Raw genomic sequence first — 25,625 nt, forward strand, 5'->3', positions numbered from 1 at the left:
CTTAGAAACACTACGATGAAAAAGTACTTACGCGCATTGTCAAAATATGAGGTGTACTTCTTTTACGCGATTACCCTTGCTACTCTCCTTCCCGTATTGCTGTATAAAACCTTTCCGACGGTTGATGGCCCTGCACACCTTTACAATGCCCGGCTGATTCACGAACTTCTAATAGACAACACCGATTATCTACCCACATTTTTCGAATTCAACAGAAGCCTTGTTCCTAACTGGCTAGGTCATCTTATTTTGAGCTCACTACTGTTCTTTCTTCCCGCATTAATGGCTGAGAAAGTTCTTCTAGCCATTTACATTATTCTATTCCCCATATCATTCAGATTCTTGTGGAAGGGACTCTCTATAGACGGCCTGACGGGTTCTTTTGCTCTATACTTCGTCTTTCCTTTCAGCTATTCTTTTCTCTTTTATTATGGATTCTACAATTTCCACTTGGGAATGGTCCTTCTGTTTTTCACCGTTGGCTTTTGGATTAAGTATTCCAAATCAAGCCAAATAGAGAGTAAGCAATTGGCCTTTCTGATACTGCTAACATTGCTCATCTATTTCTCTCATGTCTTTGTCTTCGCCATTTTCGTCGGGGTGATTGGTTTCATCTCGCTGATTGATTTTTTAAAATCACCAAGACTTGACTTTCTAAAATCACTGAAAAGTAGGTTTCTCCTAATTGCACCAGGCTGTATTCTCACCATCTTTTATCTTATCAATACCACCATATCCCCTGAGAATTCAGGAAACGTGGCAAACCTTTTAGAATCCTGGTCAATGATTCAGAGCGTAGAGCCGGCTCGAGCAATTGAATATGGGAAAGAGGGGGTTTTCACCAAATGGATTTTCATTCTATTGGTTGTCATCCTTGGTAATCTGTTTTTTGTCCGATTGAAGCATTTCAAAGCTTCACTAAGACAAAACAGTATGGTGTGGGGTGGAATCAGCCTCGGGCTGTTGATTGTCTTCTTTCTTGTTCCGAATGGACCGACATTTATTAAGTCCAGATTGCTCGTCTTCTTTTTCCTATTTCTGATCCTATTTATCAGTACCCAAAAAGTTAATGTTTGGGTTAGAGTTATATCATTTGTACTGATCAATTATGTCAATATCGCTCTTTTAAAGATTTATATAGAATCGACAAAAAGTGCCAACGCTATAACCGCAGAGATTATTGAGGCTTCACAACACATTGAACCATATTCAACAGTGCTTCCGATCGATGACAGTGGTCATTGGCTCTTGAGCCACTCTTCGAATTACTTAGGTGTAAATAAACCTTTGGTTATACTAGAGAATTATGAAGCTAAAACAGACTATTTTCCATTGATATGGAACTACAGCAGCTTACCGCATCTTCATTTGGGTGATACAGACCGATCTCCTTTAGATTTCCCAACCAACAAAGCCAATACTCAATCACAGATTGACTACATCTTTATAATGTCCGGCACCGATGTTTCCGAGAATAGAAAAAAGAGCGAAACAGGGATAAAGGATATTTTGGATCAGTACTATCGATTAACCTTTACAAGTGGCAGAAAGAACATCAAGGTATATAAAAGAGTTTCGTCCAACTCTTCTACCTCAAGAGCCGACAAGGTGCCTGATAAATTTATTTTAGCTTTGAGCAATGCTCACACCTACTGCCTTTGAGCCCTGTTCCGTAAAAGGATCAGAAGCAAAAAGTCATACTAAAAAACCTTTCGCGTATCCATGGCACTTACCGAATCAAATATGATGGAGCTCGGCACAGTAGCTCCCGAATTTACTCTTCCCGATACCGTTTCAGGAAAAGAGCTTTCGCTGGATAGTCTTAAATCCGAGGTGGCTACTGTCGTGACGTTTATTTGCAACCACTGCCCCTATGTGCATCATATCAATACCTCTTTAGTGGAGTTAGCCAAGCGCTATCAAACTGAGGGTGTTCGCTTTGTGGCCATTAGTAGCAACAATGTCTTGACACACCCGCAGGACGCTCCGCACTTAATGACCGAAGTAGCCAAACGCGAAGGCTACCCCTTCCCCTACCTGTATGACGAGTCGCAGGAAGTAGCAAAAGCTTTCCGCGCGGAGTGTACACCCGACTTTTTCATCTTCGACGGAAGTCTGAAATGTGCCTATCGAGGCCGATTTGATGATACTCGTCCAAATATGGGACAAGCCACGGGAAAAGATATTGCAAATGCTCTTGATGCACTCATTGCCGGACAGGCACCTCCTACTGATCAATACCCGAGCATGGGCTGCGGAATAAAATGGAAAAACTAAAAGGATGAAAATATCAAAATTACCTCACCTCATTGCTGCACTTCTGTTTCTGTGCTTAAGCGCTGAAGCGTTTTCTCAAACATCCCTGTTCAGCTATGAAGCGTACATCAGTGAGGATGGTGATACCTTGAAGTACCGCCGTTTAATTTCGGATTACGATGGAATCTCTCAATATCCGCTGGTCATCTTTTTACACGGGTCAGGAGAGCGCGGCAGCGACAACGAGGTCCAATTGAAATGGGGTGTTTCAAATTTCGCGAACGATGACATCATGAAAAGCCATCGCCCCATCGTTATTGCACCTCAGTGTCCGTCAGGAATGAGTTGGGACAATTCTAATGAAGAAGACTCAACCATGAAACCTGAGCCAAGCCTGCCGATGAAACTCCTGAGAGGATTAATTTCAGAAACTCTGGAAAAATTGCCTGTAGATTCCAATCGGATTTACATTACAGGGCTTTCAATGGGAGGATATGGTACTTATGACGCCATGATGCGCTATCCTGAGGTATTCGCCGCTGCTGTTCCGGTCTGTGGCGATGGCGACCTTTCAAAGGCCGCGGATATAGCCCATATTCCCATTTGGATTTTTCATGGGGCACGCGATGGTGTTGTCAACCCTGTACTTTCGCAAAAAATGGTTGATGCACTTACCAAAGCAGGTGCTCACCCTGGTTATACTCAATACCCGGAAACAGGCCATTTTGCGTGGGTAGCTGCTTACAGCGATGCTATGATGATGGAATGGTTGTTCAGTCAACACAAATAGATATTATGATTGGCACCCTTCATAATTGAGCGTCTGATGAAAGCATTCCTTACTTATATTTGAAAACACAAAACCTGACTAAATGAAACGCCCTATTCTACTTTTCGGACTGCTAATCATACTTGGCTTAACCTCTTGCAACAATCCATATAGCTATCTTGGTAAATCATATCCTCCTACCCTTAACCCTGAAATGTTTTTCCGCGAACAAGATGTGAATAGGGAATACGAGATCATGGGAAAACTTCAAGCTGAGATGCCTTCTACTATGAACATGGAAAAAGTTCAAAGAAAATTGATGAATGAAGCTGCCCAAAAAGGAGCTGATGCTGTTTTGATTGAGAATTTTGACCTTGTCACAGGCGGCTTCAGGTCTGCGGGAGTTGGGGGTGGAAAATCAGGCAAAAAAGGAGGGTCTGTAGGTGTTTCCACTTCGAGTACAGAGGTAAAAAAAGACGTGAAAATCGAGGCCACGTTAATCAAGTACAAGAACTAGACATAAGTTGAGCAAGCATTCCTGTTGCCTGAAAGGATGGTTGAAAAGCACAGAGACTGTATTCTGCTAATTTTAAATTGCATAAAAAACCCTGCTTTCGGCAGGGTTTTTTATTAGCATGAAAGTTCTGTTTACTTCTTTTTCTCTTTGGGCATCAATACGGTGTCGATTACATGGATCACCCCGTTGCTTCCATTGAGATCCGTAGCCGTAACGGTAGCTTTGTTTCCCGTAGCGTCCACAATCACAACCTTCCCGTCTTCCAGCATTATAGTCAAAGTTTCTCCTTGTACAGTTGTCAAAACTGCTTTGTCTTTTCCTTCTTTAATCGCTGCCATGACTGCGGCTGCATCGATTTTCCCCGCTATTACATGGTACTTCAAAAGTGCACGTAATTTGTTCTTGTTTTCTTCTTCGAGCAACTTGCTCAAAACACCCTTAGGTAGTTTGGAGAAAGCATCATTTGTAGGAGCGAATACGGTGAATGGTCCTTTGTCTTCTAGAGTTGTGGCCAGGTCAGCAGCCACTATCGCCCTTACCAATATGGTGTGGTTTCCTGAATTTTTGGCTATTTCCACCAGATTATTGTCTTGAGCGGATACCAATCCCATGATGAGCATTAAGGCACTGAGTAAGAATACTTTTTTCATGATTGTTTTTTTGTATTGATTTGAATTAGAACACCAAGATAAAAAGGATGTTCAGATAATTGGTCTTTTCTCTAGAGCCGTGTACTGTGAGAACACCCATACGAATTTTTATGATAGATCTCAAATACAGAGACTCGAATCATTACTAAATTCTTACATTTAGCAATGTTTTGGCTACACGAGCAAGGGTATTCAAGACAGCTAACCAATTATAAAACCATGAAGAACTTACTTACCCCCAGAGTATGGGCCACTCTTGGCCTAATCGTTTCGGTGTTTTCATTTTCAACCCTTTTTGCTCAAGCAGCATGCGAAGTATCTCTAAACCACGAAGAAGGGTATACCTCCACCATCTCATCCGTTGTAGATAATGGTGATGATTCGTTTACCATCACCTTGACGGTGGCAAACGATGGGTGCATCGGATGCAAGTCTATCAATCGATATTCGATACAAGCCGAGCCCGGAACATATTCAGACATCACAGTGGAAGCCCTTGACGGGGACTTCTCTTTCTTTAGCTTGGACCTGGGTCCCAATATTCGGTGTTTTCAATTGGATGGTTTTGGCTTGGTAGGCATAAACGGACTTGGAAACGGAAATGAAGGAAGCTTTTCAGTCACCTATACACTTTCCGGTGGTCTTCAAGATCAAGTGGTTCAACCCAGAGCTCCTTTTTCTCCAATGCCCCTGCTATTTACAGCAGATGATTTTCAATCGGTTTTGGATTGCAATACACCCGAAGATCCTATTGTTCCTTACTATCCACCTCTTGAAGGAGGAAAGTCATTTGACATAATCGGTTCAGAACTCACATCCCTGTACAATACGTTCATAGCCACGGGGACATACATCTCTGATGATATCTTTCAAATAGTCGACTCCAATGTGATCATCTCTATCCAAACTCAACCGGGTATGTACTTAGATGCATTGGAAATCCTCACTACTGAAGAATATGGATTGATGAATAACATCGGAAGCCAAGCCAACAATGTACTTAGTGGCTTGTATCCTATTTCAAATTTGTTGCTTCTCAACGAACTTCCTGACCTGCTCATCTCTGCCAGTCCGATTTACGCTCCATTGAATAATGCGGGCTTAATTACCAGTCAAGGAGATTCGGCGATGCGAAGTTTCCGTGCACGAGATGTCTTTGGTCTCGATGGCGACGGATTCAAAGTAGGTGTCCTGTCAGATAGTTACAATACAATTCTGGATGATCCTGCTTCAGACGATGTGGAAAGAGGTGACTTACCCGGTACATTAAATCCCGATTACCCTCAACCTGTAGAAGTGCTGGCTGATTATCCACTAGGTATACGAAGCGACGAGGGAAGGGCGATGCTTCAGATCATTCACGATGTGGCTCCCGGAGCTAGCCTCGCTTTCCGAACGGGGTTTATTGGTCCCGTAGATTTTGCCGCAGGAATCTTGGCTTTAGATGACGCCGGCTGTGACGTCATCGTTGATGACATTACCTATATCAGCGAGCCCTTCTTTAGAGATGGCATTATATCTCAAGCTGTTGATGAAGTAAATGCATCAGGTACTGCATATTTCTCGGCTGCCGGAAACTTCGGCACAAAATCTTGGGAAGGAACCTTCAGCCCAACGGATGCTCCAGCAGATTTTGAGGGAGCTGAAGCACACAACTTTGCCGGTGATTCAGAAGGAAACGACATCTACCAAAACATTACTGTGGACAGCGGCGACTATACCCTGGTGCTTCAATGGGATGACGGTACACCCGAATACGACAATACAGCCTCTGACTTTGATATCTATCTGGTAAACGATGAAGGGGAAATTCTTTTTGGTTTCAACCGAGTAAACACCGGAGGTAATCCTGTTGAGGTACTCCCTTTCACGGTCCAAGCAGACAATACCTCGGCCAACTTTTTGATCGTACGCGAATCGGGAACAGCTCCGGCTTTCCTCAAGTACATCGTGTACAGGGGGGATGTTCAGATCAATGAATACGCCACTCCAAATGCCTCAACGATCGTAGGTCAGCCCAATGCAGCGGGAGCCATATCCGTAGGTGCGGTAAACTATTTGAACACTCCCGAGTATGGAGGCAGTCCTGATATAGAGCTTTTCTCATCATGGGGAGGGACTCTCGTAAATGGTGAAGATAGATTGAAGCCCGACTTTGCAGGGCCCAATAGAGTAAACACTTCAGTGGACTTGGGTAGTGGCTCATTTCAAGATGGTGATATTTTCTTCAACTTTGTCGGTACTTCAGCAGCAGCACCACATGCAGCAGCCTTGGCAGCTCTAGTCCTTGAAGCACAGCAGAAGTTTTACGACACTTCTTTACTACCCGAGGAGGTTAAAAACATTTTACAGCTCTCAGCTATTGACATGGGAACTCCGGGCTATGACAGAGCATCAGGTGCAGGATTTATCTTAGCTGATTCGGCCTTGAGCCAATTGGCAAATCCCGCCCCTTTTCTTACCGGGCTTTCTTACGATACCACATTGGTGCCGGGTGTAGATACTTTAGAGGCCATTATAACAGGTGAGTACTTGAAAAGTGGAGCCGTGCTCTACCTAAATGGAAGTCCTGTAGATGCTGAACTCAGCCTCATGGGAAGTACTGAAGTCACTGTAACCATCCCTCCTACTGATACTCCATTTCCTCTTGTACAAGTTTTCAATCAGCCAAAAGAAGGAACGAATGGGCAAGATGGTGGATTATCCAATCCTATTTCCTTCGTCACAAAGGAGACCATTTTAGTGAATATCAACGACACCCTTAAGCCTTTTGGAGCAAGCTTTCCCGAATTTACTGCCGACTATAGTTTGGTAACGACCGATGGCATCAATCTGCCTCTAGACTCTACTGACCTGACAGAAGCAGAAATAGCTAGAATTCTATCCATTGAGCTTACCACCATTGCTAATACCCTAAGCAATGCGGGTATATGGGGAATTGAGCCAAGTGCTAATGATCCACTTAATCCTGAAAGTGATGCAGTGGCAATTGACACTTTGGATGTTTCACTTCTGGAGCGTTATGATTTTGTCTTTTCCAATGGGATTTTGACAATTGACCCGATTGACCTGATCATCACACCGCGCGACACCACATACATTTACAATGACTCTATCATAAACCTTTCTTTCGATTACGATTTCAATGCAGATCCTGAGTCGGGCCTAATCATTAGCGATGAGGATAGTTTGGTGATTGTATCGGCCATTCAACAGCTGCATACAGCTACCATTCCTGAAAGATCAGCCATTGTGCGAGGAACTGCCTTGGTAAATGAATTTGGAGAGCCGCTCCTCAATGCAGCTTTGTTGACCAACCATGGTTTCTTCGTAACTACAAAAGTTAGACAGTCACGAGGAACTGCCTTGGTAAATGGTGAATTGATCGATCCCGAAATATTCTTCGAAGCCGTAGCTGTACAATCCGGCACTGAGGCTACAGCCAGAAGGTCTCGAGGTACAGCACTGGTAAATACCTTTAGGTTGGTTCGAGGAACAGCATTGGTGAATACGGTTGACTCAACGGGAGCTGTAGTTGACAGCACCCTGCTTTCTGATCCAAGCTCGCTTACGAATTCAAGCGGATTCCTGAGCCCTTCTTTCATAACTGAAAACAGTAACTCTGAAACGATCACTATTATGGGAGACAGTGATATTTCTATTCTTTCAGGAGATTCAACCGGAACAGTAGAAACAATTCCGATTAACCTTGTTACGGGAACAACAGTTGGCACACACTTTTCTCTGCCGGGGGCATTTCTCACCAATAATTTCAACGTGCAATATGGTGTGGGTCTGGTAACGATCCTACCTGACACTTTGGAAATCACGATAGACGAAGAAGGACTAAGTCAGGTTTATGACGGCAACCCGAAGTCGATTGATGTCACCATTATGCCAGACACGATTCCTATTGAAATAACTTACAATGGTGAAACCGATCTACCTATTAATGCAGGCAGTTATGAGGTTTCCATAAACGTTTTGGACACAAATTATGTGGGTTCGGTGATCACGACCACTTTGGATATAGAACAAGTCTCAGCCACTGTTTCTACAGGCATTTATGTCATTGACCAAGGAGACCCTTTACCCGCTTTTACTGCAGAATTTGATGGATTTGTGAATGACGAAGACGAGTCAGTGGTGACTTCTTTGTCATTCGATGTGGTTGACTACATCGGCTTGGCCGGAGAGTATGAGGTCATCCCGATGGCAGAAGCAGTGAACTACTCCTTCGAATCAGTGAGCGGAACGCTATTTGTCAATCCTGCCGGGCCAGGCACGAATGTCATTCAGATAAAATTCCTTTGCTATGAATTGCTCGAAGAGCCACTTGAAGGTGGTTATAATCTCATCGCCACCTTTGGATACCGAAACTTGAATGATTCACCAATTTTGATTCCTGCAGGTACAAACAATCAGCTCTTGGGTGAGAACTTTGATGATAGCAACCTACCTGAAGTATTCCAACCGGGAACAAATCTCTTTACCGTGCCATTTGAGGCTAGTTTAAATACTACGGAAACACCGCTCACTTGGGCGTTGACATCCAATAGACCTGAAGGAGTCGAACTTCGTTTTGCCAGCGTGACCAACATTCCTTGCGATGATGACGCGAAGTCAAACTCAAACAATGGAATGAGTGTTAAAGATGATTTCGAGGATTCAAAAGCCGCCAGCTTATTCCCCAACCCGTCAGCCGGAAAAGTGATGATCAGCTTGGATGCAAATTATGCGGGAATAGAATCAGTGGAAATTTACGATCTTATAGGCAGAAAACACTCCTTCGATGTTACAGCCACATCAGTTCACTTCATGGAGCTAAATCTCGATGGTTTTGCCGAGGGAATCTACATTGTAAGAATAAAGAAGACGGATGGGTCTTTTGAATCACTTAATTTATTGATCAAACAGCAGTAGAAAATGTATTATTGTGGACGTTTGCTGTGTAGTATGTCAAGTCAACCCATGTTAATGGAAATTGAAATAGCAGCAAGTACTTCGTGAAAGCATAGAATTAAATGAGAAGGGCGTTTTTACTAATTATTGGTTGTTTCCTTGTGCTGTATGGCTTTAGCCAGAGCAGTGAGATTGACAGCTTAAATCAAGTTCTTAGCACGCCTCAACCTGATAGCTCGAGAGTACAGAGTTTAGTAGAATTAAGTGGAAACTACGCACGGACAAATCCCGAAAAGGCAAAAGAGTTGGCCTTAAAAGCTATAAAGCTTGCTAAAGAGATAGACTACAAACCCGGATTGGCGCAAGCCCACAAAGCTGCGGGAATGAGCTACTATTTCCAGAACAATTGGATTGATGCCTTAATTCAGTGGGAACTAGCACTCGAAGTGTTCGATTCAATTGGAGATTTGAGCGGAGTTTCAAACATGCTCAATAATCTGGGAGCTGTGAACTTTAATGGTGGAGATGACGAGCAAGCCCTTAAATATTACCTGGAGTCTTTAAAAGTAGCTGAAAAATCCAACGACAGCCTGCGAACGGTAACGGCCTTGATTAATATCGGTACGGTTTACCTCAATAAACCATCTACATACGACTTAGCTTTTGAATATTATCAGCGGGCTTATCCTTTGAGTGTGAAGCTCGGCGACTTGGATGCAATTGGAACGTGTGCCGTGAACATGGGTGAACTTTTTAAAGGAAGAGGCAACGAAGCAGGATTGGACTCCGCCCTTCACTATTTTGAAATAGCACTCGAAACGTATCAGGAATCAGCTACCGGAAATGTAGCGTTTGCCTTGAAAAATATAGGTGCTGTTTATGCTTTGCGGGGAGAATTTGAAAAGGCAATTGAGTATCAAACCAATGCATTCAATCTTGCCAAATCGGGTGACGGCCGACTTGAAATGGCCCAGTCTCTGCTGAGTTTGGCAAATACCTATAAACTTAAAGGTGATTTACAAAATGCTATTTCCGCCTACAGCGATGCCTACGAACTAGCCAAGGATATAGGCTCTCTTTATGAAGTGGAGACCGCATTTGCAGGTTTGGCTGAGTCTTATTCGGGTATTAAAAATTACGAGCAGGCATACCAATATCAGACTCTGGCAAAGAACTACAAGGACACCCTATATAATTCGGAGATCGATAAAAAGCTCCAAGCGCAAACTCTGGCTTACGAGATAGAAAAGAAGCAAGGTGAGATTTCTCTCTTGCAAAAAGACCAAGAACTTAAAGAAGCTGAGCTCGACCGTCAAAAGACGATTCGAAATGGTACTGCCCTATTGGGGCTTTTACTTTTAATTTTAGCAGGTGGATTTTTCAATAGATACCGCTATACGCATAAGACAAATAAAATCATCGAGAAGGAGAAAGAGCGGTCGGATGAATTGCTGCTCAATATTCTTCCTCATGAGACAGCTGAAGAGTTGAAGAAAAACGGAAAAGCCACACCGAAGTACTACGAAAACGTATCCGTTCTTTTTACGGATTTTCAAGGGTTCACAAAAATCGCGGAAGAGTTATCACCGCAGGACTTAGTGGAAGAGCTAAATGAATGTTTCAGCGCCTTTGACATGATTATAAACAAGTATAAACTTGAGAAGATCAAGACCATTGGTGACTCATACATGTGTGCAGGTGGAATTCCTACAAAGCTGCCCAATAGCTCTCTGGAAATGGTAAAAGCTGCTCTGGAAATCAGAGATTATATGGCTGCCCATCACAAGGAGCGTATCAAAGGAGGTCACAAAACATGGGATTTGAGAATTGGCGTTCATACAGGTGCTGTTGTATCAGGAGTAGTTGGCAAAAACAAATTCGCCTATGACATATGGGGAGATACGGTCAATACAGCCAGCCGAATGGAGACAAGCGGAGTAATTGGGCAAGTCAATATTTCAGGAACTACCTACGAACAAGTCAAAGACTTTTTTAATTGTACACACCGCGGAAAAGTTCAAGCCAAAAATAAGGGTGAAGTTGACATGTACCTGGTGGAGGGGTATAAGTAGGTTTTAACCCATTCAAGACCATGTCTCCTTCCCTATTAACAAATTTTCCCTGAAAGATTTTTATACCAAGAACCCATTCGATTCCTTTGTTGGTTGAGGAATATCCGAATCGCGGATCATCTCACGCATATCTATTTCTATGGTTCTGGCGATATTGGTAATCGGCACATCGTTGTATGATCCTTCAAAAGGATTTTCTGAATAGTCCCCTATTTTCTCCATAAGGAAAAACACCCAGATCACCAGTCCGGAGAGCAGTGGAGTCAGAACACACATCTTGACGAAGTCTCTTTCGAATATATCTACCATTCCGAAAGGCAGGAACACTGCAAAAACCATGGTAAACCAAAGTGCGGTGCTGGCATATTGCCTTGGAAATGGAAAGCCCTTAATACGTTCTGCTTTTCCCTGATCGGCATAGAATGCTGCAATCAGATGGTGAAATTCCATATGGCGGAAATCTTCAAAGAAGTCTTCGTCTCGAAGTTCCTGAAGACGAACCGATTGATTCTTCAGAATCTGGGTAGCCGCATTTGAGCATTCCATCACTTGACCAACTTCTGCTGCGCTCAAGTATCTTGAGAGTTCTGTCCTAAGTGATTCTTCATAGTTGTCAGTGATTTCCGGAGCAGGGCTGAAGTGATCCTGAGATTGTTCGTGCTCCCATGGTTTAGGCTTGCGTAGCTGAAACCTACTGGCAGTTAGCCATGCGATATGACGATAAATCAACTCCTTCTTTACAACATCGGAGCCTTTCCCCTGCGTAAAGCTAACCACAGCGGCTCCAAAAGTACGGCTGTTATTTACGATACTGCCCCAAATCTTTCGTGCTTCCCAAGTCCTATCGTAAGAGCTATTGTTTTTGAAACCCAAATAAAACGCAACGGCTATACCGATCAAAGTGATGGGCTGCCAAGGAAGCATCGCCTTAACTTCAAAATAGTATGCGATTAAACAAACAATGGCTGAATAGATCGTGCCGAGAATAAAAGGCATTCGTGACCAATTGAAGGTAAGCCAAAAACCGTACTTTCTTTTTATGTACATCCTTTATAAATCAATATCGTTTAATCAACTCATCGGTGTAGCACCATGCCCATCTTTCACCGGGTTCTGCACTTATGATAATGGGGTGGCCTGTCTCTGCCGCATGTTTAGAAGCGTGTTTATTGGGTGATGAGTCGCAGCAAAGCACTGCTCCGCAAGATTGGCAGCAGCGAAGGTGCGCCCATGTGGAATTGGTCTTTTTACATTCATCACAAGCATATTCAGATGGCTTGATTACCTCACCCCAATTATCGAGGTGCTTACAAGATTTCATTTTCATTGAGGAAGGTATTAGGGTTGATTTTCACTTTTGACACTCGATCATAAGTTCCATGCAAAATAGGAATATCTGCCATACCCGTGAGGAGCTCATTGGAAGAAAAAAATACTAAAGTGTCAATTTGACAAAATCCTCAATTCTAATGAGACCTGGCCAATAAACAACGTTTTTAGCGTGGGATTCATTTCGAAAAAACCTTATTTACCCCTCTTAATACTAGCACTTTATGCAAAAGAATGCTACCTTGGTGACCCTTTCAGGAATAACCCCCTGAATCGTTAACCAATTATTCTTATCAATCACTACTGTGAAGATGCAAAACCCCGCTCATGTTGAGCGGGGTTTCGTTTTACCTGTCCTTTTCAGCTCTTTTTGTAGCAATTAATTATCACTGTTTCATCATTTGGTTGTACTCAGCGCTCTTTCCTCGCGGAATGGATAAACTTTCCCAGCCCTCCCCCTTTAGCATCCTCCCGATTTGTACCATTTGTCCTACGTGATAAGCATAATGGCAAAGCTGTCGGTTGGTGGCCTCAATAACCGTATGCTCTTCTCCTCTTATCAGCACCTTTGCTTCCAGTTCAGATTCTCGCAATGCCTCCAGTGCGTCGAAAACCATATTCCAACCATCTGTCCAAAGCTTATATATCTCCTCCCTTGATTTTAAAGTGTCTTCGAACTCTCCATCCCGATCGCGCCACTCCTTCTCCCCATCCTCATTCATAAAATCCGTCCAGCGCGACATCATATTTCCATGAAGATGCTTGACGATAACAGCTATCGAATTCACCCCTTCACCAGATTGGTAAAATAAATCCTCATCGCGAAGTTGCTCCATGGTTCTACGCCCTAAGGTTTCATACCGTTGAAATTCTTTATAAGCTGAGGAAAGATATGAACTCATAATTTTCGTTTTTCTAAAACTACTCATTCTGAAAGAAAGGTTTCGCAGTCCATTCATTAAATTTATATTGCACAGACTCAAATAAAATAGACAGTCTAATTAATTATCATGAGTGATATCAGGCGATACAGCACGGAAAAAGTAGAAAACAGAATAAAAACGTTGAAGAAATACGCCATTGCCATCATAGGTTTTGGAATATTGATTCTCGCCTTCAAGGACTATGATCAGATAAGAGCTGATGGTGCTTTTATCGGAGGCTTTCTCGATAGTGCTGTTTTTATCTCACTGGGTGTTTTGACCTATTTAAACAGCATAAAACAAGAAAAAAGAATAAAAGGGTCTTTTATTGAATTTGGAAATAAAGATTTCTCATTCAAATCAAACCAAATTGAAAAGAAACTATCCTTAACTGATCTATCAGATATTGAAATAAAACTCAAGTCTATTGAATTATCTGCGAGCGATGGGTCAGAGTACTCCATCAATCTGGATGACTATGCCCAAGTGAAAGATAAAAAAGAGATTAAAAATGAATTTGAAGTGTACCGAAATCAAATTCAGTCATGAAAGTGATCTTTAGTAATTCAATTTCTCCCTTTTCGAAAGAAATAAGGCAAGTTGGTCTACTACTCATAACAATTGTCCTTTTCAGTAGCTGTAAGGATCATGCCGATAAAGAATCGATCAATTCGAAACTCAGCAATTCCGCGAGCATATTCTCTACAGATTTTTATGAATTGCACAAGTCGGATAATGAAGAAGCTGTGCTCATCCTTTATCCGGGTGCCGGTACCACCTCAGTTGAAACTAAGCAAGAATTTGATATTTTGAAAAAGGCAAAAGCCAAGAACATCTCTGTCCTTTTGATGAATTTCACCAATCACCTTTGGATTGACAAGATAGAACGAAAAGCTCTGACAGAGGAGCTTGAGAAGGCTTTTACCGAGCACGAGCTCAAAAGAGACAATATTTATATCGGCGGAATGTCAGTGGGTGGAACGATAGCTTTAAGCCTATCAGATCATCTCATTGGCACGTCTTCAACACTCTCTCCCAAAGGAGTATTCATAGTCGACTCTCCGATCGATTTGTATGCACTTTACGAAAGTGCTCAAAAAGATCTGCTTAGAGATGACTTTTCGGAAGAGAGACTGGCCGAGCCACGATTTATTATCCGCTACTTTGAAGAGGAGTTTGGTAAGATGGATTCTCTCGTTAGTAACATAGAAAACGTTTCTCCATTCATTTACAAACTCAATAGAAATAGTGTATCAAAGCTGAAAGAAACGAAACTGAGGTTTTACACAGAGCCTGACTCACTATGGTGGCGAGAAAATCGAGACACGGACTTTGAAAATACCAACTCCTTTGTCATCCTGCAAATAACAGATCAGCTCAATAGTGCGGGTTGGGAGCATGTCGAGTTGGTAGAAACCAAAGGAAAAGGCTACCGAGCCAATGGTGACAGACATCCACACAGTTGGTCCATTGTAGATGTAGATAATTTAATCGATTGGATATTGGAATAAGTGGGTCTCTCGAAGCGTTTGAGAGAAAACACTCCCTTTGAAAAAACGCGTCATTTTTTTATTTATCGCTGCAGTTGCAATTGTGGTCTTTGCTAATTTCGGAAGATCAGTTTGGGTACCTGTTTACATCAAGGTGAAAGGAAAAGAAACCATAAAGTCGATTGAAGAAAAAATTGAGACTGACTCTTTAGAACGACTCTGGTCCAGTCTGAGAGCAGCGGGATTTTCAGAACTTCCAAATGAAATGGCACTTGTTGCCATTAAAGAAGATCAGGTGCTTGAAATCTGGGGAAAGCAGAGCTCTAAATGGGTCCTGATAAAGACTTATCCCTTCACGGCTTTTAGCGGAAAACCGGGGCCAAAGCTCAAAGAAGGCGACAAGCAAATTCCTGAAGGGATTTACAAAATCGAGTACCTCAACCCGAATAGCCTTTTCTACTTGTCTATGAAGGTGAGTTATCCCAATGACTTTGACAGAGCCAAAGCTGCCACCGACGGGCGAACCAATTTAGGCGGAGATATTTTCATACATGGAAAGGACAAAACTATTGGCTGCATTCCCATTGGCGATGAACCGATCGAAGAGGTCTTTCTTCTTGCTTCAAAAACCCTCAAAAACGAAATCAAAGTGGTTATCAGTCCCGTCGACTTTAGAAAAGCTGAGCCTTACCCGAATATTGAATCAGTTTCTTGGTCGGATGAGTTGTACGAATCGATAGAACTCGAATTGAAAACTTCATTTTCCAATTGATTCAATGAGATTCTGATTGAATAGAAGTGGTATTGCGAATACGCTCAACATACCGTAGAACTTATTCCGCACCAAAAATGCATTACCGTAACATCCTCATTTTTTAGCGGGCGAAATAGGATTAGCCACTCATCCTTGCAACTACTTGACTTCTTGCCATTTCAATTCGCCTGATCTTGAAGTATAAAATTCTATTTTCATTCAAGGCATACCGTTTGGGCGATACAACTCAAATAAGGTAAACATTAGTTGAAATACTTCGACCAATGACTACCATCAAAAAAAAGGATATGCAAGAAACACTAGATATAGTACACGATTTAAACGATTTATTAACCCGAAACTACGATGCAGAGAAAGGGTACCTGAACGCCGCTGAAAAAGTGAAGCACGAAGGGTTGAAAAATTACATGATGGCCAGGGCACAGAATCGCTATGATTTCGGTCATGAGCTCAAAAAAATTATCAGCGGATTGGATGGAAAGATTTATAAAGGAACCAGTTTTGAAGGTGATGTTCATAGGATGTGGATGTCCTTTAAAGACTCTATTACATCAGGTGATGTAGCCATCTATGAAGAATGCATTCGTGGTGAGAGATACTTTATTGAAAAATATGAAGAAATGCTCAAGGACGACAGTCTTCCTGAATCTTTGCGGGCTATGCTATCGAGGCAACTGAATGCAGCCAACAAAGCAATCGAAGACTTGCAGGTAATGAAAGAAGCCATTCAAGCCGGGTAAGTACTCATAACACTATGAAGCAACAGAAGATCCGCACTCCATCTGAGTGTGGATCTTTTTTTTGTGAGAGTCAATTAGCACGCCACTCACGATTAGAGTCTGATAAGTACAAGTATCTGCTATTCATCAATTATTCAAGAAATGAATTTGTCTCTGAATTAATAGAAACAAAAAGCCTTAGTACCTTTCACTTTTAGACATAGATCTATGAAGGACGAATCAGAGAGCAACAAGGCGCTTCATGCAAAGCTCGAAAAGCTCATAGAGCGACAGGCAAGCTTTGCTCAAGAGATTAAGGCTATAAAAAAGGAGATCGAAGAATTGACCTATGGTTCCGAAGATCTGAAATCGGAAGTTAAGACCGAGACTATTCCCGATGAACCAAAGCCCATAAATGCACCCAAACCAATGAGTATGGGGCCCGCTCAAGAGATAATAGCGGATAGATCTAAACCTTTAAGAAAAACAGGACGTCCTGCATTTCAAAAAAAGACAAAACGTAAATCTGATCTCGAGAAGTTCATAGGCGAAAATCTAATCAGTAAAATAGGAATTGCCATTACGATAATTGGTGTGGCTATTGGAGCTAAATACTCTATAGAGCATGAATTGATCAGTCCGTTAACACGTATCATTTTGGGATATTTGGCGGGAATAGGCCTCATGGGTTTTGGGATCAAGCTAAAGCAGAAATACACAAACTTTAGTGCCGTATTGGTGAGTGGGGCGATTGCCATCTTGTATTTTATCACTTTTGCGGCATTCGATTTTTACTCCCTGATTCCTAAACTTCTTGCATTTGCGCTAATGGTGATTTTCACCGCCTTCGGCGTAATAGCCGCAATCAAATACAATCGTCAAGTCATTGCTCATATCGGTTTAGTCGGCGCTTATGCAGTTCCTTTCTTATTAAGTGACGGTACGGGAGAGGCTTCAACTCTATTTGCTTATATAGCCATAATCAATATTGGGATTCTGGCTATCTCTTTTAAGCGGTATTGGAAGTCTATGTATTACGCTGCATTCGGACTTACATGGCTCATATTCCTTGGCTGGTTTGCAATCAGCTACTACAGCGCTCATTTCAAAGTCGCCTTATTTTTTGTTGCTGCTTTCTTTGTCATTTTCTATGCTGTGTTTTTAGCATATAAGCTTCTCAGAAAAGAAGAGTTCAAGATAAGTGACGTAGTCCTTCTCCTGATCAACTCATTTATATTTTATGGTATAGGTTATTCCATCTTATCAGATCACGAGACAGGGCAACACTTATTGGGAGCATTCACACTGGGTAATGCGCTTATTCACTTCAGTGTGGCGGTTCTCATCTTCCGCCAAAAAAAGAAAGATCAAAAACTGTCAAATCTGATTATTGGTTTGGTACTGGTCTTTATTACCGTTACCATTCCCGTTCAGCTGGATGACGGATGGGTTACACTACTTTGGGCTGGGCAGGCCTGTCTATTGTTTTGGATTGGAAGAGCCAAAAAAGCACCGTTATACGAGCGCCTCTCCTACCCTCTGATGCTCTTGGCTTTTATCAGTTTAAATCAAGACTGGTCTGTCTCTTATCACAACTACTACGGTGGTGCAGAAGAATTGTGGATTACGCCGATTTTCAATGTTCACTTTCTAACCTCGATGCTGTTCATTGGTGCATTCTCAATCATCAACTTTATAAACAGCAAATACGATTCTACTCCTGCTCTATTCAAAAGCAATCTTCAGAAAATCATTCAATCAAGCCTTCCCGCCATACTCTTGTATGCTTTGTATTTCAGCATTTACATGGAGATATCGAATTACTGGACTCAGCAATACGCCTTATCAGAGTTTGACCTTAATCAAGTAAGCCCTGAGTATGGATACCGCCCGGGGAATACCGACTTGAATCGCTTCAGGTCAATCTGGATTATAAATTATACCATGCTCTTTTTTACCGCCTTGGCACTTGTCAATTTCAAAAGGTTCAAGAGCAAAGCGCTGGGAATAGTAAATTTGATCTGTATGGCCTTTGCCCTGTTTCTTTTTTTAAGCTCAGGTCTTTACTCGCTAAGCTTACTAAGAGACAGTTATCTTTCCCAAAGCGCAGAAGACTTTTACACTGTCGGATTGTTCCATATCGTCATCCGATACATTTCCATCGGGTTTTTTGCACTAATGCTTTACACGGGTTACAACTATGTAAGGCAAGATTTCATCAAGATTGAGCTAAAAACCGTGTTTAATATTTTACTCCATGCGGCAACCTTATGGATTTTGAGTAGTGAACTTATCCATCTCCTCGAAATGGCGGGTACTTCTAATTCTTACAAATTGGGCCTTACGATTCTTTGGAGCGCATATGCCCTTTTCATGATAGTTGTAGGAATATCAAGATCCAAAAGATATCTACGTATTGCAGCTTTTATCATCCTTGGTATAACCATCTTAAAGCTCTTCTTTTACGATACATCGGATCTGAATACGATTGCCAAAACAATTGTATTTGTCTCTGTAGGAATTCTGCTTTTGGTCATTTCATTCTTGTACAATAAATACAAGCAAACCATTTCAAATGAGCCTAAAGAATAATCTTCTCCTTTTCGGACTCTTGCTCTCACTGGCTACTTCTGCTCAACTGAGACAGTACAAGTATTCCCGTGCTTTGAACGGCATAAATGATCAATGGCACAGCATAGTGCTGGATGATAAAATCTTTGATCATACTACTCAGAACTTAAATGATATAAGGATTTACGGGATCACTGCCGAGTCTGACACAGTTGAAGCACCATTCTTCTTGCAAGTGAAGGCAGAGAAAAGAGAGCGGAAGGCTGTTACTTTCAATCAAATTAATGTTTCCTCAGAAGGCCAGAACCATTATTTCACTTTTGAGATCCCTTCTTTGAAAGCGATCAATGAAATCAGCCTTGATTTCAAGCAGCGCAATTTTGATCAAAGGGTAAAACTGGAAGGCAGTCATAGCCAGAATGAATGGTACACGGTATTGGATGACTATCGAATTCTTTCAATCGATAATGACCTTGCCGATTATCAATTTACCAAACTCAAATTTCCATCTTCAAATTACACATACTACCGACTTCGAATAACATCACCGCAACGCCTCGAACTTGAATCTGCGAGCATTTCTTCAATCAATATTATACCCGGCGAGTCGACAGAGTATACCATTAGAAAGATGAACATAGAAGAATTGGATAAGACGAATCAAACTCAAATCGACCTTTCCTTTGATCAGCGTGTCAGATTGAATACTATCGAAGTGAATGTGGCTGATAGCTTCGATTATTACCGTCCGATTCAAATAGAGTATTTAAGCGATAGCGTGAAAACCGAAAAAGGATGGGTTTATCGATACAAAAAATTGACAAACGGAGTTCTCAACTCAATGGAGCTAAACAAATTCAGCTTCCGCGAGACTACGCTAAAAAAAATAAGAATCTTAATCGACAATCAAGACAATGAGCCACTCAAAATTGATGAGCTGCCGGCGAGTGGATTTGTGCATGAATTAATCTGCAGATTTACTGCCGAAGCCGATTATTATTTAGTCTACGGGAATGCAAATGCCGCACGCCCAAACTACGATATAGCGCGCTTTAAAGATAAAATCCCTCAAGAATTAGAGTCTTTAAAATTAGGAGCCGAAAAGGAAATCTCATCAGAGGCAGAATTGATTCAAGAACCTTTGTTTAAAAACAACATTTGGCTCTGGGTCACCATAATTAGCTTGATTGGAATACTCGGATGGTTTTCGCTGAAAATGCTCAAAGCGGATTGATCAGTCGCTAAATGTTATGGAACCAAACTTTTAATTCAATTAAATTGAATCAGAATCCTCTCTAAAGCCGAAGAAATTGGATTAAACTAATCACATCAACCCCTGAACTTCAATGAACAACCGAAAGCTCATACTATATATCTCCTGCTCAGTTGATGGCTTCATAGCTAAGCCAAACGATGATTTGAGCTTTTTGGAAAAAGTCCAAGTAGAAGGTGAAGACTACGGATATTATGACTTTATGTCAACAGTCGATGCCGTGATAGTGGGTCGTAAAACCTACGATTGGGTGATTGGTCAAGGGTATGAATTTCCGCACAAGGACAAAGAATCTTACATCATTACCCGTGAGGTAAAAGCTAAGGAGGGAAATGTGACTTTTTACAATGGTGATCTGATGAGCTTGGTGGAAAAACTAAAGTCAGTACCAGGGAAGAACATCTTTTGCGATGGAGGATCGAGAGTAGCCAATATGCTATTTAGGGAGAAGCTTTTTGATGAAATCATACTATCTATTATCCCCGTTATTCTTGGCAATGGCACTCCCCTTTTCGAAAAAGGCATTCCTGAAAAAGAGCTGGAATTGGTATCAAGTGAGTCTTTCAAAACAGGCTTGGTACAACTTCACTATAAAATGAAGTGATCTTTTTGGAGCCGATTATTTCCAAATAATTCAATTGATAGCGGACCAAACCATGTGAAATTTGAAGATTTCGCAAGACAAGTTTTAAACTTTGTGAAGTTTATGTTTTATCGTGTTTTTAGCACGCATAGGAACTTATTGATCCCTATCTTTGAGTCAAGCTAATTCAACCATAACTGCCTTATGCGCCGAATATATTTTCTGCTCATTTTCTTGTTTGCTTGGAGCCTCACGGCTGTTGGTCAGGAGGCTGATGTGAGCTCTAATCCCATTGATAGCATCCGACATCAAAGCAGCGGTGTGTTTACTAATCCGGTTTCAGCAAAAGAAGATCTCATCCACCCCAATCCATCCGAGGGAATCTTCAATCTTACTTCTGTAACAGAAGGAGACGATATAAGTGTATTTGACGGTACAGGAAGGATGGTGTTCAACACAAGAGGAGAAGAATCAAAGGTGAAGATTGACCTAACTCACCTTGAAAAAGGGATTTACCTCGTAATTGTGCGCGATCAGAATAAAAAGCTTAAGGTCAACCAAAAGGTGATGATTAAGTAAGCTTCCAACCAAGAGTCCCGATTAACTTGATTAAAATTTTTAGTAGAGAAATGTACGGTCATTTTCAATCAGGCATTATCAATTAAAACCAGAGGGTATTCTAGATCTTGTAATACCTCTCGATGCCGATTAAATACCGAATATTGTATAGAACCTTAAGTCTATTAAGTGCTAATACAGCATATTGACTTCTGATTAAAACTGAAAACTTTGAACTACCACAAAAAAAAGTTCCGTCCGATTTCTAATTCTGAAAACGGGGAGGTCTCAGATGATATGATCTTTTTCTATTCCCAGGAAGGAAATGTGCTGACTTGCATTTACAATGGTGCAAATATTATCAAAGGTCAACTCATCGGTTTGGTAGATACTGAAGGAAGAATAGAAATGCGTTACCATCAAGTAAATCGAAATGGAGAGTTGATGACAGGAATTTGTCAGTCGACTCCCGAGACGTTAGAAAATGGAAAAATACGCCTACACGAAAGATGGAGATGGACTTCAGGAGACGGCACCGCAGGTGAATCGATATTAGAGGAAATATGAAATCATTAGAATCCAAAAACGAGCAATGCATTATAATCTGTTCTTCCTCTTAATATTAATAGTACTCCTCGCCTCCTGTGACGGGCCCGGCATCAGATCTGACGATCTAAAATCTGCAGATCAAAATCGAGCTGAGGAGCCACAGGATCTGATTGAGCCGTTAAACGATGAGTTGATTCTAATCAAACTTTACGGTGTTTTTTTTGAGTCGCACAATGATGGAGATACCATGTTTTATTCTGAAGGGAAGATTACACTTGTAGACATGAATGGACAGGCTGAGGATATCGAATTCGATGAGCACGGAAATTACCTTATTGGAATGGGCATAGAGAATCAATACGAAATTCGATTTGAATCGCCCGATCATTACTCCAAGTTTCTGATAATAGATTCGCGAGGAATACCTGACTCACTCATAGGCGCAGGCTACTTAATGCCTACCGATATGAGCTTGCAGAAAAACGAAAACGAATTAGTGAATGAGTTGCTCACTCAAAACCCCATTGGAAAGGCTTCTATGAACCCTACCATCGGCGATTTCGATTGGGACTTGACATATACCGATTCTTTGAAGGCTGTTATCAAAACATTAGAATCAGGAAGTTCATTTCCATAACTAAAGAGCTCATTTTTTTCTATCTTGATTTACGAAAATTTCTGCGATGGGAGCAATTTCACATATGAATCAATTGTATCGAGAGAACATGCAAAAGCTCCGCTCGAGTAGATACAATAAGAAAAACAGCGGTAAATTCGCCAAACCCAATTCCTATAAGTCCTTTACCGGCAACCTCAACGTACCGGAACTCTCATTCCAAGAAAGGGAAAAACTCCGACGCGCCATTGAAGAGCGAAGTCGCAGACAGAGAATACGAATAATCACCGCTCTGTTAATCGGCAGCGTATTTTTAGCTTTAGCGATAGGCTGGCTCATTCAGACAATTCAGGCTTCAAGCCTCACTGAACAGATTGCCGAAGAGGATAACGTCGAATATCAAAAACAGGAATATGCACGATATCTCTCCTATGGTGATGAGTACCTAAATAAAAGTCAATGGTACAATGCCGCCTTTGAATACCGCACATCTTTGAAGTTCAATCCCGAAAGTGAAGTAGCGCTTTACCGCCTTACCTTTTCTCTAATGCGTTTATGCGAGGCGGAACAGCGAGGATGCGATGAAGCTGATAATCGGCTGAATACCTTACTTCAAAAAGGCTATAATCCTGAAGATCTTGAGGAATTAACACTGAGATGGGAAGGGATTCTACAGCGAAAGCCTTAACCGTGAATTGGGAATAATTAGCAAGCATCTCTCCTATTTGACTGATTATCAGAAAAAAATAATTTTATCAAAAGATAGCATCAGATAGAATTTGTACTACCTTTGGGGTCTATAATTAATATTTATCATGAATAAAGGAACAGTAAAGTTCTTCAACGAAACCAAAGGATTTGGATTTATCATTGAAGACGACAGTAAAAAAGAGCACTTCGTGCACGTATCAGGTTTGATCGATGAGGTCCGTGAAGGTGACGAAGTAGAATTTGACCTCAAAGAGGGCAAAAAAGGTTTGAATGCAGTCAACGTAAAAGTTGTTTAAGTCATAAATATCCTTTTAGTATGAAGCCCGTTTCCTTTTGGAAACGGGCTTTTTTTGTACTCAAATGATTCCATTCTGCCTTGACGCTGTAATTGAGCTACTTCAGAGCAAAATTTAAATACCTATTTTTCAAGCAGATATGTAATAAATAGGAAATTTCCTGAAAAAAAATAGGGATTTACCCCCCCTCTGTTTTTATGAATTGGTTTGATTACTTCATAGCTTGCTGAAAATTGAGAGATTTTCATGAGCAAAGAAGATGGAAACAGCGCTGAAATTGTATTTGCCGGGATGAGCGAAATTGAAATGGCTTTCTACGCAAAGTACAAACTCCCTCAGCATTCAAGAGAGATGAAAAAAGAATTGCTCTTGTATTTGGCATCCAAAGGGTTGGATAAGGAGAAAATAGAGACACTAACCTCATCACAGCTCTTCAAAAAGACCCACCCTTTAGGAACTTGTGTTAGATGTGGTAGCTATAAGGTCTATATGCACAACTCTGATAGTGCAAAGAAAAAAATACACTGTTTGATTTGCGGGTTTATCGAGGGCTCGAAGGGGCAAGGTTTTAGACTGTTAGATGTCTTATTCGGTCGATAAAAACGAAACGATATGTTCAACAAGCCCATCGCTCAGTGGCTTTTCAGGCTCTGAGTAAACTGCAATATTTGCCATTCTCTCTTCAGGTGCATCTTTGAGGACGTGATTCATTCCTTCAACTATATAAAGTTCTGATTTCCTTGTGGATTCGTGCAACTTCTCTGCCTCTCCCACTGCCACTTGGATGTCTGTAGTGCCGTTCACAATCAAGATAGGCTTTTTGAGCTTAGAGAATACTTCTCTGGGATCATAAGCAAACCAGGAAATCAAAAAGGGTTGAGTCTCTTTTCTGAATATAGTGTTCAAAGGCGGGCCTGGATCTGACACCATAAATCCTGCTTTCAAGGAATCCAGTTTTGGCGCCGCGGCGGCGGCCATAAATGGTGATTGGGCCTCTAACTGCGTGTAGATCACATCACTTGCCGAAACACTGATACCAGCTACAGAAATGAACTTATTCACCTTGTCGTCACTTGATACAAGCGCAGCAACCAACGAACCTTGGCTATGGCCAAGCGTGTATATCTGCTCGAAACGAGCATCGGATTTTAATCGTTCAAGCCAAGCCTTTCCATCCGCCACGAAGTCATCAAAGAGCAAGTCTTCCTCGCTTCCATTAAACTCGCTTTTGCCTATTCCTCGCTTGTCAAATCTTAAACTTGCTATGCCGTTCTCAGCCAAACCTTCGGCCACCATTTTTAATGAGTTATTGGTATACTGCACGCCTGTATTCCCATTTCGATCAGTCGGACCTGAACCGGAAAAGAAAAGGACGACACCCTTAGTTGGATTTTCTTCAGGCAAAAGCAGAGTACCTGAAAGCGTCGCGGAATCCGACTCAACAATGAGTTCGACTTCTTTTTGAGATAAAACGGTGATTGAAGTAAATAGTAGTATGATTGCAAGTTGAGTGCGCATAGAAGAAATTTTTATTTCCGATAAATCTAGGGTTTTGTTTGATGTGTAGGGATTCTATCCGAACCACATTTACTTCACATTTTTTGTCAAAAATGAATGAGTGATTAACAATGCTTCAGTAAAAATGCCGACCTTTGCATTGTGAAAAAGGTTGCGGCCATATCGCTTCTGATACTTCTTATTGCACCAATGCTTTCGAAGTTGTTCTTGGTGACAAATTACCTCTACCAGTACGATTACTACGTAAACGTGCTTTGCGAGAATAAGGAAAAGCCCGAGCTGAAATGCAACGGAACTTGTCACCTCGCCCAAGAGCTAAAAGTAGTAGAAGAAAAAGAGTCAAGCCCTGAACTTCCTGCGCAAGTTAAAGTGGAGCCACCTCTTTTCTACCAAGAGGTGGAAGAAGTGTTGATATCGGTGATCAATGAGCAAATCACCTATCCCGAGTCTTCTGCAAGCCACTACATTTCCCCTTTCCTAAAAGCCAGCTTGCCTCCTCCACGAGTGTGATGTAATTACCAATATCAAATTATTCACGACAGTAAACT

At 41.6% G+C, this 25,625-nt stretch carries 25 protein-coding genes; 20 read left to right on the top strand and 5 right to left on the bottom strand.

The features are described from left to right. Positions 1 to 15 precede the first annotated feature (15 nt). The 4 genes from O3Q51_11725 to O3Q51_11740 all read left to right on the top strand — a co-directional run bounded on the left by O3Q51_11725 (position 16) and on the right by O3Q51_11740 (position 3,542). Positions 16 to 1,662, top strand: a complete 1,647-nt coding sequence (locus O3Q51_11725; protein ID MCZ4409482.1) for a hypothetical protein — start codon at positions 16 to 18, stop codon at positions 1,660 to 1,662. Positions 1,663 to 1,722: 60 nt separating this feature from the next. Further along, positions 1,723 to 2,277, top strand: coding sequence for a thioredoxin family protein (locus O3Q51_11730; GenBank protein ID MCZ4409483.1), 555 nt, complete (start codon positions 1,723 to 1,725; stop codon positions 2,275 to 2,277). A gap of 4 nt (positions 2,278 to 2,281) precedes the next feature. Continuing rightward, positions 2,282 to 3,046: a prolyl oligopeptidase family serine peptidase gene (locus O3Q51_11735; GenBank protein MCZ4409484.1), complete on the top strand. Its 765-nt coding sequence runs from the start codon at positions 2,282 to 2,284 to the stop codon at positions 3,044 to 3,046. A gap of 82 nt (positions 3,047 to 3,128) precedes the next feature. Further along, positions 3,129 to 3,542, top strand: a complete 414-nt coding sequence (locus O3Q51_11740; protein ID MCZ4409485.1) for a hypothetical protein — start codon at positions 3,129 to 3,131, stop codon at positions 3,540 to 3,542. Between the two features lie 131 nt (positions 3,543 to 3,673). On the opposite strand, the gene O3Q51_11745 is transcribed toward O3Q51_11740, so the two are convergent. Continuing rightward, entirely contained in the window at positions 3,674 to 4,192 is a 519-nt protein-coding gene (locus tag O3Q51_11745; protein MCZ4409486.1) for a fasciclin domain-containing protein, read from the bottom strand. Between the two features lie 219 nt (positions 4,193 to 4,411). On the opposite strand from O3Q51_11745, the gene O3Q51_11750 reads away from it, so the two are divergent. Further along, a complete protein-coding gene (locus O3Q51_11750) occupies positions 4,412 to 9,115 on the top strand; it encodes an MBG domain-containing protein (protein MCZ4409487.1) in 4,704 nt (1,567 codons plus the stop codon). Between the two features lie 101 nt (positions 9,116 to 9,216). Then, the gene (locus O3Q51_11755) at positions 9,217 to 11,166 is read left to right on the top strand and encodes a tetratricopeptide repeat protein (GenBank protein ID MCZ4409488.1); all 1,950 of its coding nucleotides are present in this window, start codon (positions 9,217 to 9,219) and stop codon (positions 11,164 to 11,166) included. Between the two features lie 60 nt (positions 11,167 to 11,226). Here the strand turns inward: O3Q51_11755 and O3Q51_11760 are convergent, their stop codons facing one another. The 3 genes from O3Q51_11760 to O3Q51_11770 form a co-directional block, all read right to left on the bottom strand. Beyond that, the gene (locus O3Q51_11760) at positions 11,227 to 12,162 is read right to left on the bottom strand and encodes a bestrophin family ion channel (GenBank protein MCZ4409489.1); all 936 of its coding nucleotides are present in this window, start codon (positions 12,160 to 12,162) and stop codon (positions 11,227 to 11,229) included. Positions 12,163 to 12,223: 61 nt separating this feature from the next. Further along, complete coding sequence (locus O3Q51_11765) at positions 12,224 to 12,493, bottom strand: UBP-type zinc finger domain-containing protein (protein MCZ4409490.1); 270 nt, start codon at positions 12,491 to 12,493, stop codon at positions 12,224 to 12,226. A 388-nt stretch (positions 12,494 to 12,881) separates the two neighbouring features. Further along, positions 12,882 to 13,397: a DUF1572 family protein gene (locus O3Q51_11770; protein ID MCZ4409491.1), complete on the bottom strand. Its 516-nt coding sequence runs from the start codon at positions 13,395 to 13,397 to the stop codon at positions 12,882 to 12,884. A 108-nt stretch (positions 13,398 to 13,505) separates the two neighbouring features. On the opposite strand from O3Q51_11770, the gene O3Q51_11775 reads away from it, so the two are divergent. The 13 genes from O3Q51_11775 to O3Q51_11835 all read left to right on the top strand — a co-directional run bounded on the left by O3Q51_11775 (position 13,506) and on the right by O3Q51_11835 (position 24,159). Further along, positions 13,506 to 13,967, top strand: a complete 462-nt coding sequence (locus O3Q51_11775) for a hypothetical protein (GenBank protein ID MCZ4409492.1) — start codon at positions 13,506 to 13,508, stop codon at positions 13,965 to 13,967. Then, entirely contained in the window at positions 13,964 to 14,929 is a 966-nt protein-coding gene (locus O3Q51_11780) for a hypothetical protein (GenBank protein MCZ4409493.1), read from the top strand. The genes O3Q51_11775 and O3Q51_11780 overlap by 4 nt, the downstream gene beginning before the upstream one ends. A 37-nt stretch (positions 14,930 to 14,966) precedes the next feature. Next, entirely contained in the window at positions 14,967 to 15,680 is a 714-nt protein-coding gene (locus O3Q51_11785; protein MCZ4409494.1) for a L,D-transpeptidase family protein, read from the top strand. A 266-nt stretch (positions 15,681 to 15,946) separates the two neighbouring features. Further along, a complete protein-coding gene (locus tag O3Q51_11790; protein ID MCZ4409495.1) occupies positions 15,947 to 16,423 on the top strand; it encodes a PA2169 family four-helix-bundle protein in 477 nt (158 codons plus the stop codon). Positions 16,424 to 16,630: 207 nt separating this feature from the next. Further along, positions 16,631 to 18,994 carry a DUF2339 domain-containing protein gene (locus tag O3Q51_11795; protein MCZ4409496.1) on the top strand — a complete coding sequence of 788 codons (2,364 nt, stop codon included), beginning with the start codon at positions 16,631 to 16,633 and terminating at the stop codon, positions 18,992 to 18,994. Next, positions 18,978 to 20,207 carry a DUF3999 family protein gene (locus O3Q51_11800; protein MCZ4409497.1) on the top strand — a complete coding sequence of 410 codons (1,230 nt, stop codon included), beginning with the start codon at positions 18,978 to 18,980 and terminating at the stop codon, positions 20,205 to 20,207. Before O3Q51_11795 ends, O3Q51_11800 begins: the two co-directional genes overlap by 17 nt. Positions 20,208 to 20,319: 112 nt before the next feature. Continuing rightward, entirely contained in the window at positions 20,320 to 20,850 is a 531-nt protein-coding gene (locus tag O3Q51_11805) for a dihydrofolate reductase family protein (protein MCZ4409498.1), read from the top strand. Between the two features lie 183 nt (positions 20,851 to 21,033). Then, positions 21,034 to 21,408, top strand: a complete 375-nt coding sequence (locus tag O3Q51_11810) for a T9SS type A sorting domain-containing protein (GenBank protein ID MCZ4409499.1) — start codon at positions 21,034 to 21,036, stop codon at positions 21,406 to 21,408. Between the two features lie 210 nt (positions 21,409 to 21,618). Next, the gene (locus O3Q51_11815; GenBank protein MCZ4409500.1) at positions 21,619 to 21,954 is read left to right on the top strand and encodes a n-acetylglutamate synthase; all 336 of its coding nucleotides are present in this window, start codon (positions 21,619 to 21,621) and stop codon (positions 21,952 to 21,954) included. Between the two features lie 25 nt (positions 21,955 to 21,979). Continuing rightward, positions 21,980 to 22,573 (top strand): hypothetical protein, encoded by a 594-nt coding sequence (locus tag O3Q51_11820; GenBank protein MCZ4409501.1) that lies wholly within the window; start codon positions 21,980 to 21,982, stop codon positions 22,571 to 22,573. A 46-nt stretch (positions 22,574 to 22,619) separates the two neighbouring features. Further along, positions 22,620 to 23,240, top strand: coding sequence for a hypothetical protein (locus O3Q51_11825; GenBank protein MCZ4409502.1), 621 nt, complete (start codon positions 22,620 to 22,622; stop codon positions 23,238 to 23,240). A gap of 127 nt (positions 23,241 to 23,367) precedes the next feature. Further along, positions 23,368 to 23,559 (top strand): cold shock domain-containing protein, encoded by a 192-nt coding sequence (locus O3Q51_11830; GenBank protein MCZ4409503.1) that lies wholly within the window; start codon positions 23,368 to 23,370, stop codon positions 23,557 to 23,559. 246 nt (positions 23,560 to 23,805) lie between these two features. Continuing rightward, a complete protein-coding gene (locus O3Q51_11835) occupies positions 23,806 to 24,159 on the top strand; it encodes a hypothetical protein (protein MCZ4409504.1) in 354 nt (117 codons plus the stop codon). Here O3Q51_11835 and O3Q51_11840 read toward each other — a convergent pair. Continuing rightward, the gene (locus tag O3Q51_11840) at positions 24,145 to 25,077 is read right to left on the bottom strand and encodes an alpha/beta fold hydrolase (GenBank protein ID MCZ4409505.1); all 933 of its coding nucleotides are present in this window, start codon (positions 25,075 to 25,077) and stop codon (positions 24,145 to 24,147) included. The two genes, O3Q51_11835 and O3Q51_11840, sit on opposite strands and share 15 nt — an antisense overlap. Positions 25,078 to 25,218: 141 nt before the next feature. Here O3Q51_11840 and O3Q51_11845 point away from each other — a divergent pair, with 141 nt between their 5' ends. Next, positions 25,219 to 25,587 carry a hypothetical protein gene (locus O3Q51_11845; protein ID MCZ4409506.1) on the top strand — a complete coding sequence of 123 codons (369 nt, stop codon included), beginning with the start codon at positions 25,219 to 25,221 and terminating at the stop codon, positions 25,585 to 25,587. Positions 25,588 to 25,625 lie beyond the last annotated feature (38 nt).

Source organism: Cryomorphaceae bacterium 1068 (genome assembly GCA_027214385.1).
GTDB lineage: Bacteria > Bacteroidota > Bacteroidia > Flavobacteriales_D > Cryomorphaceae > JAKVAV01.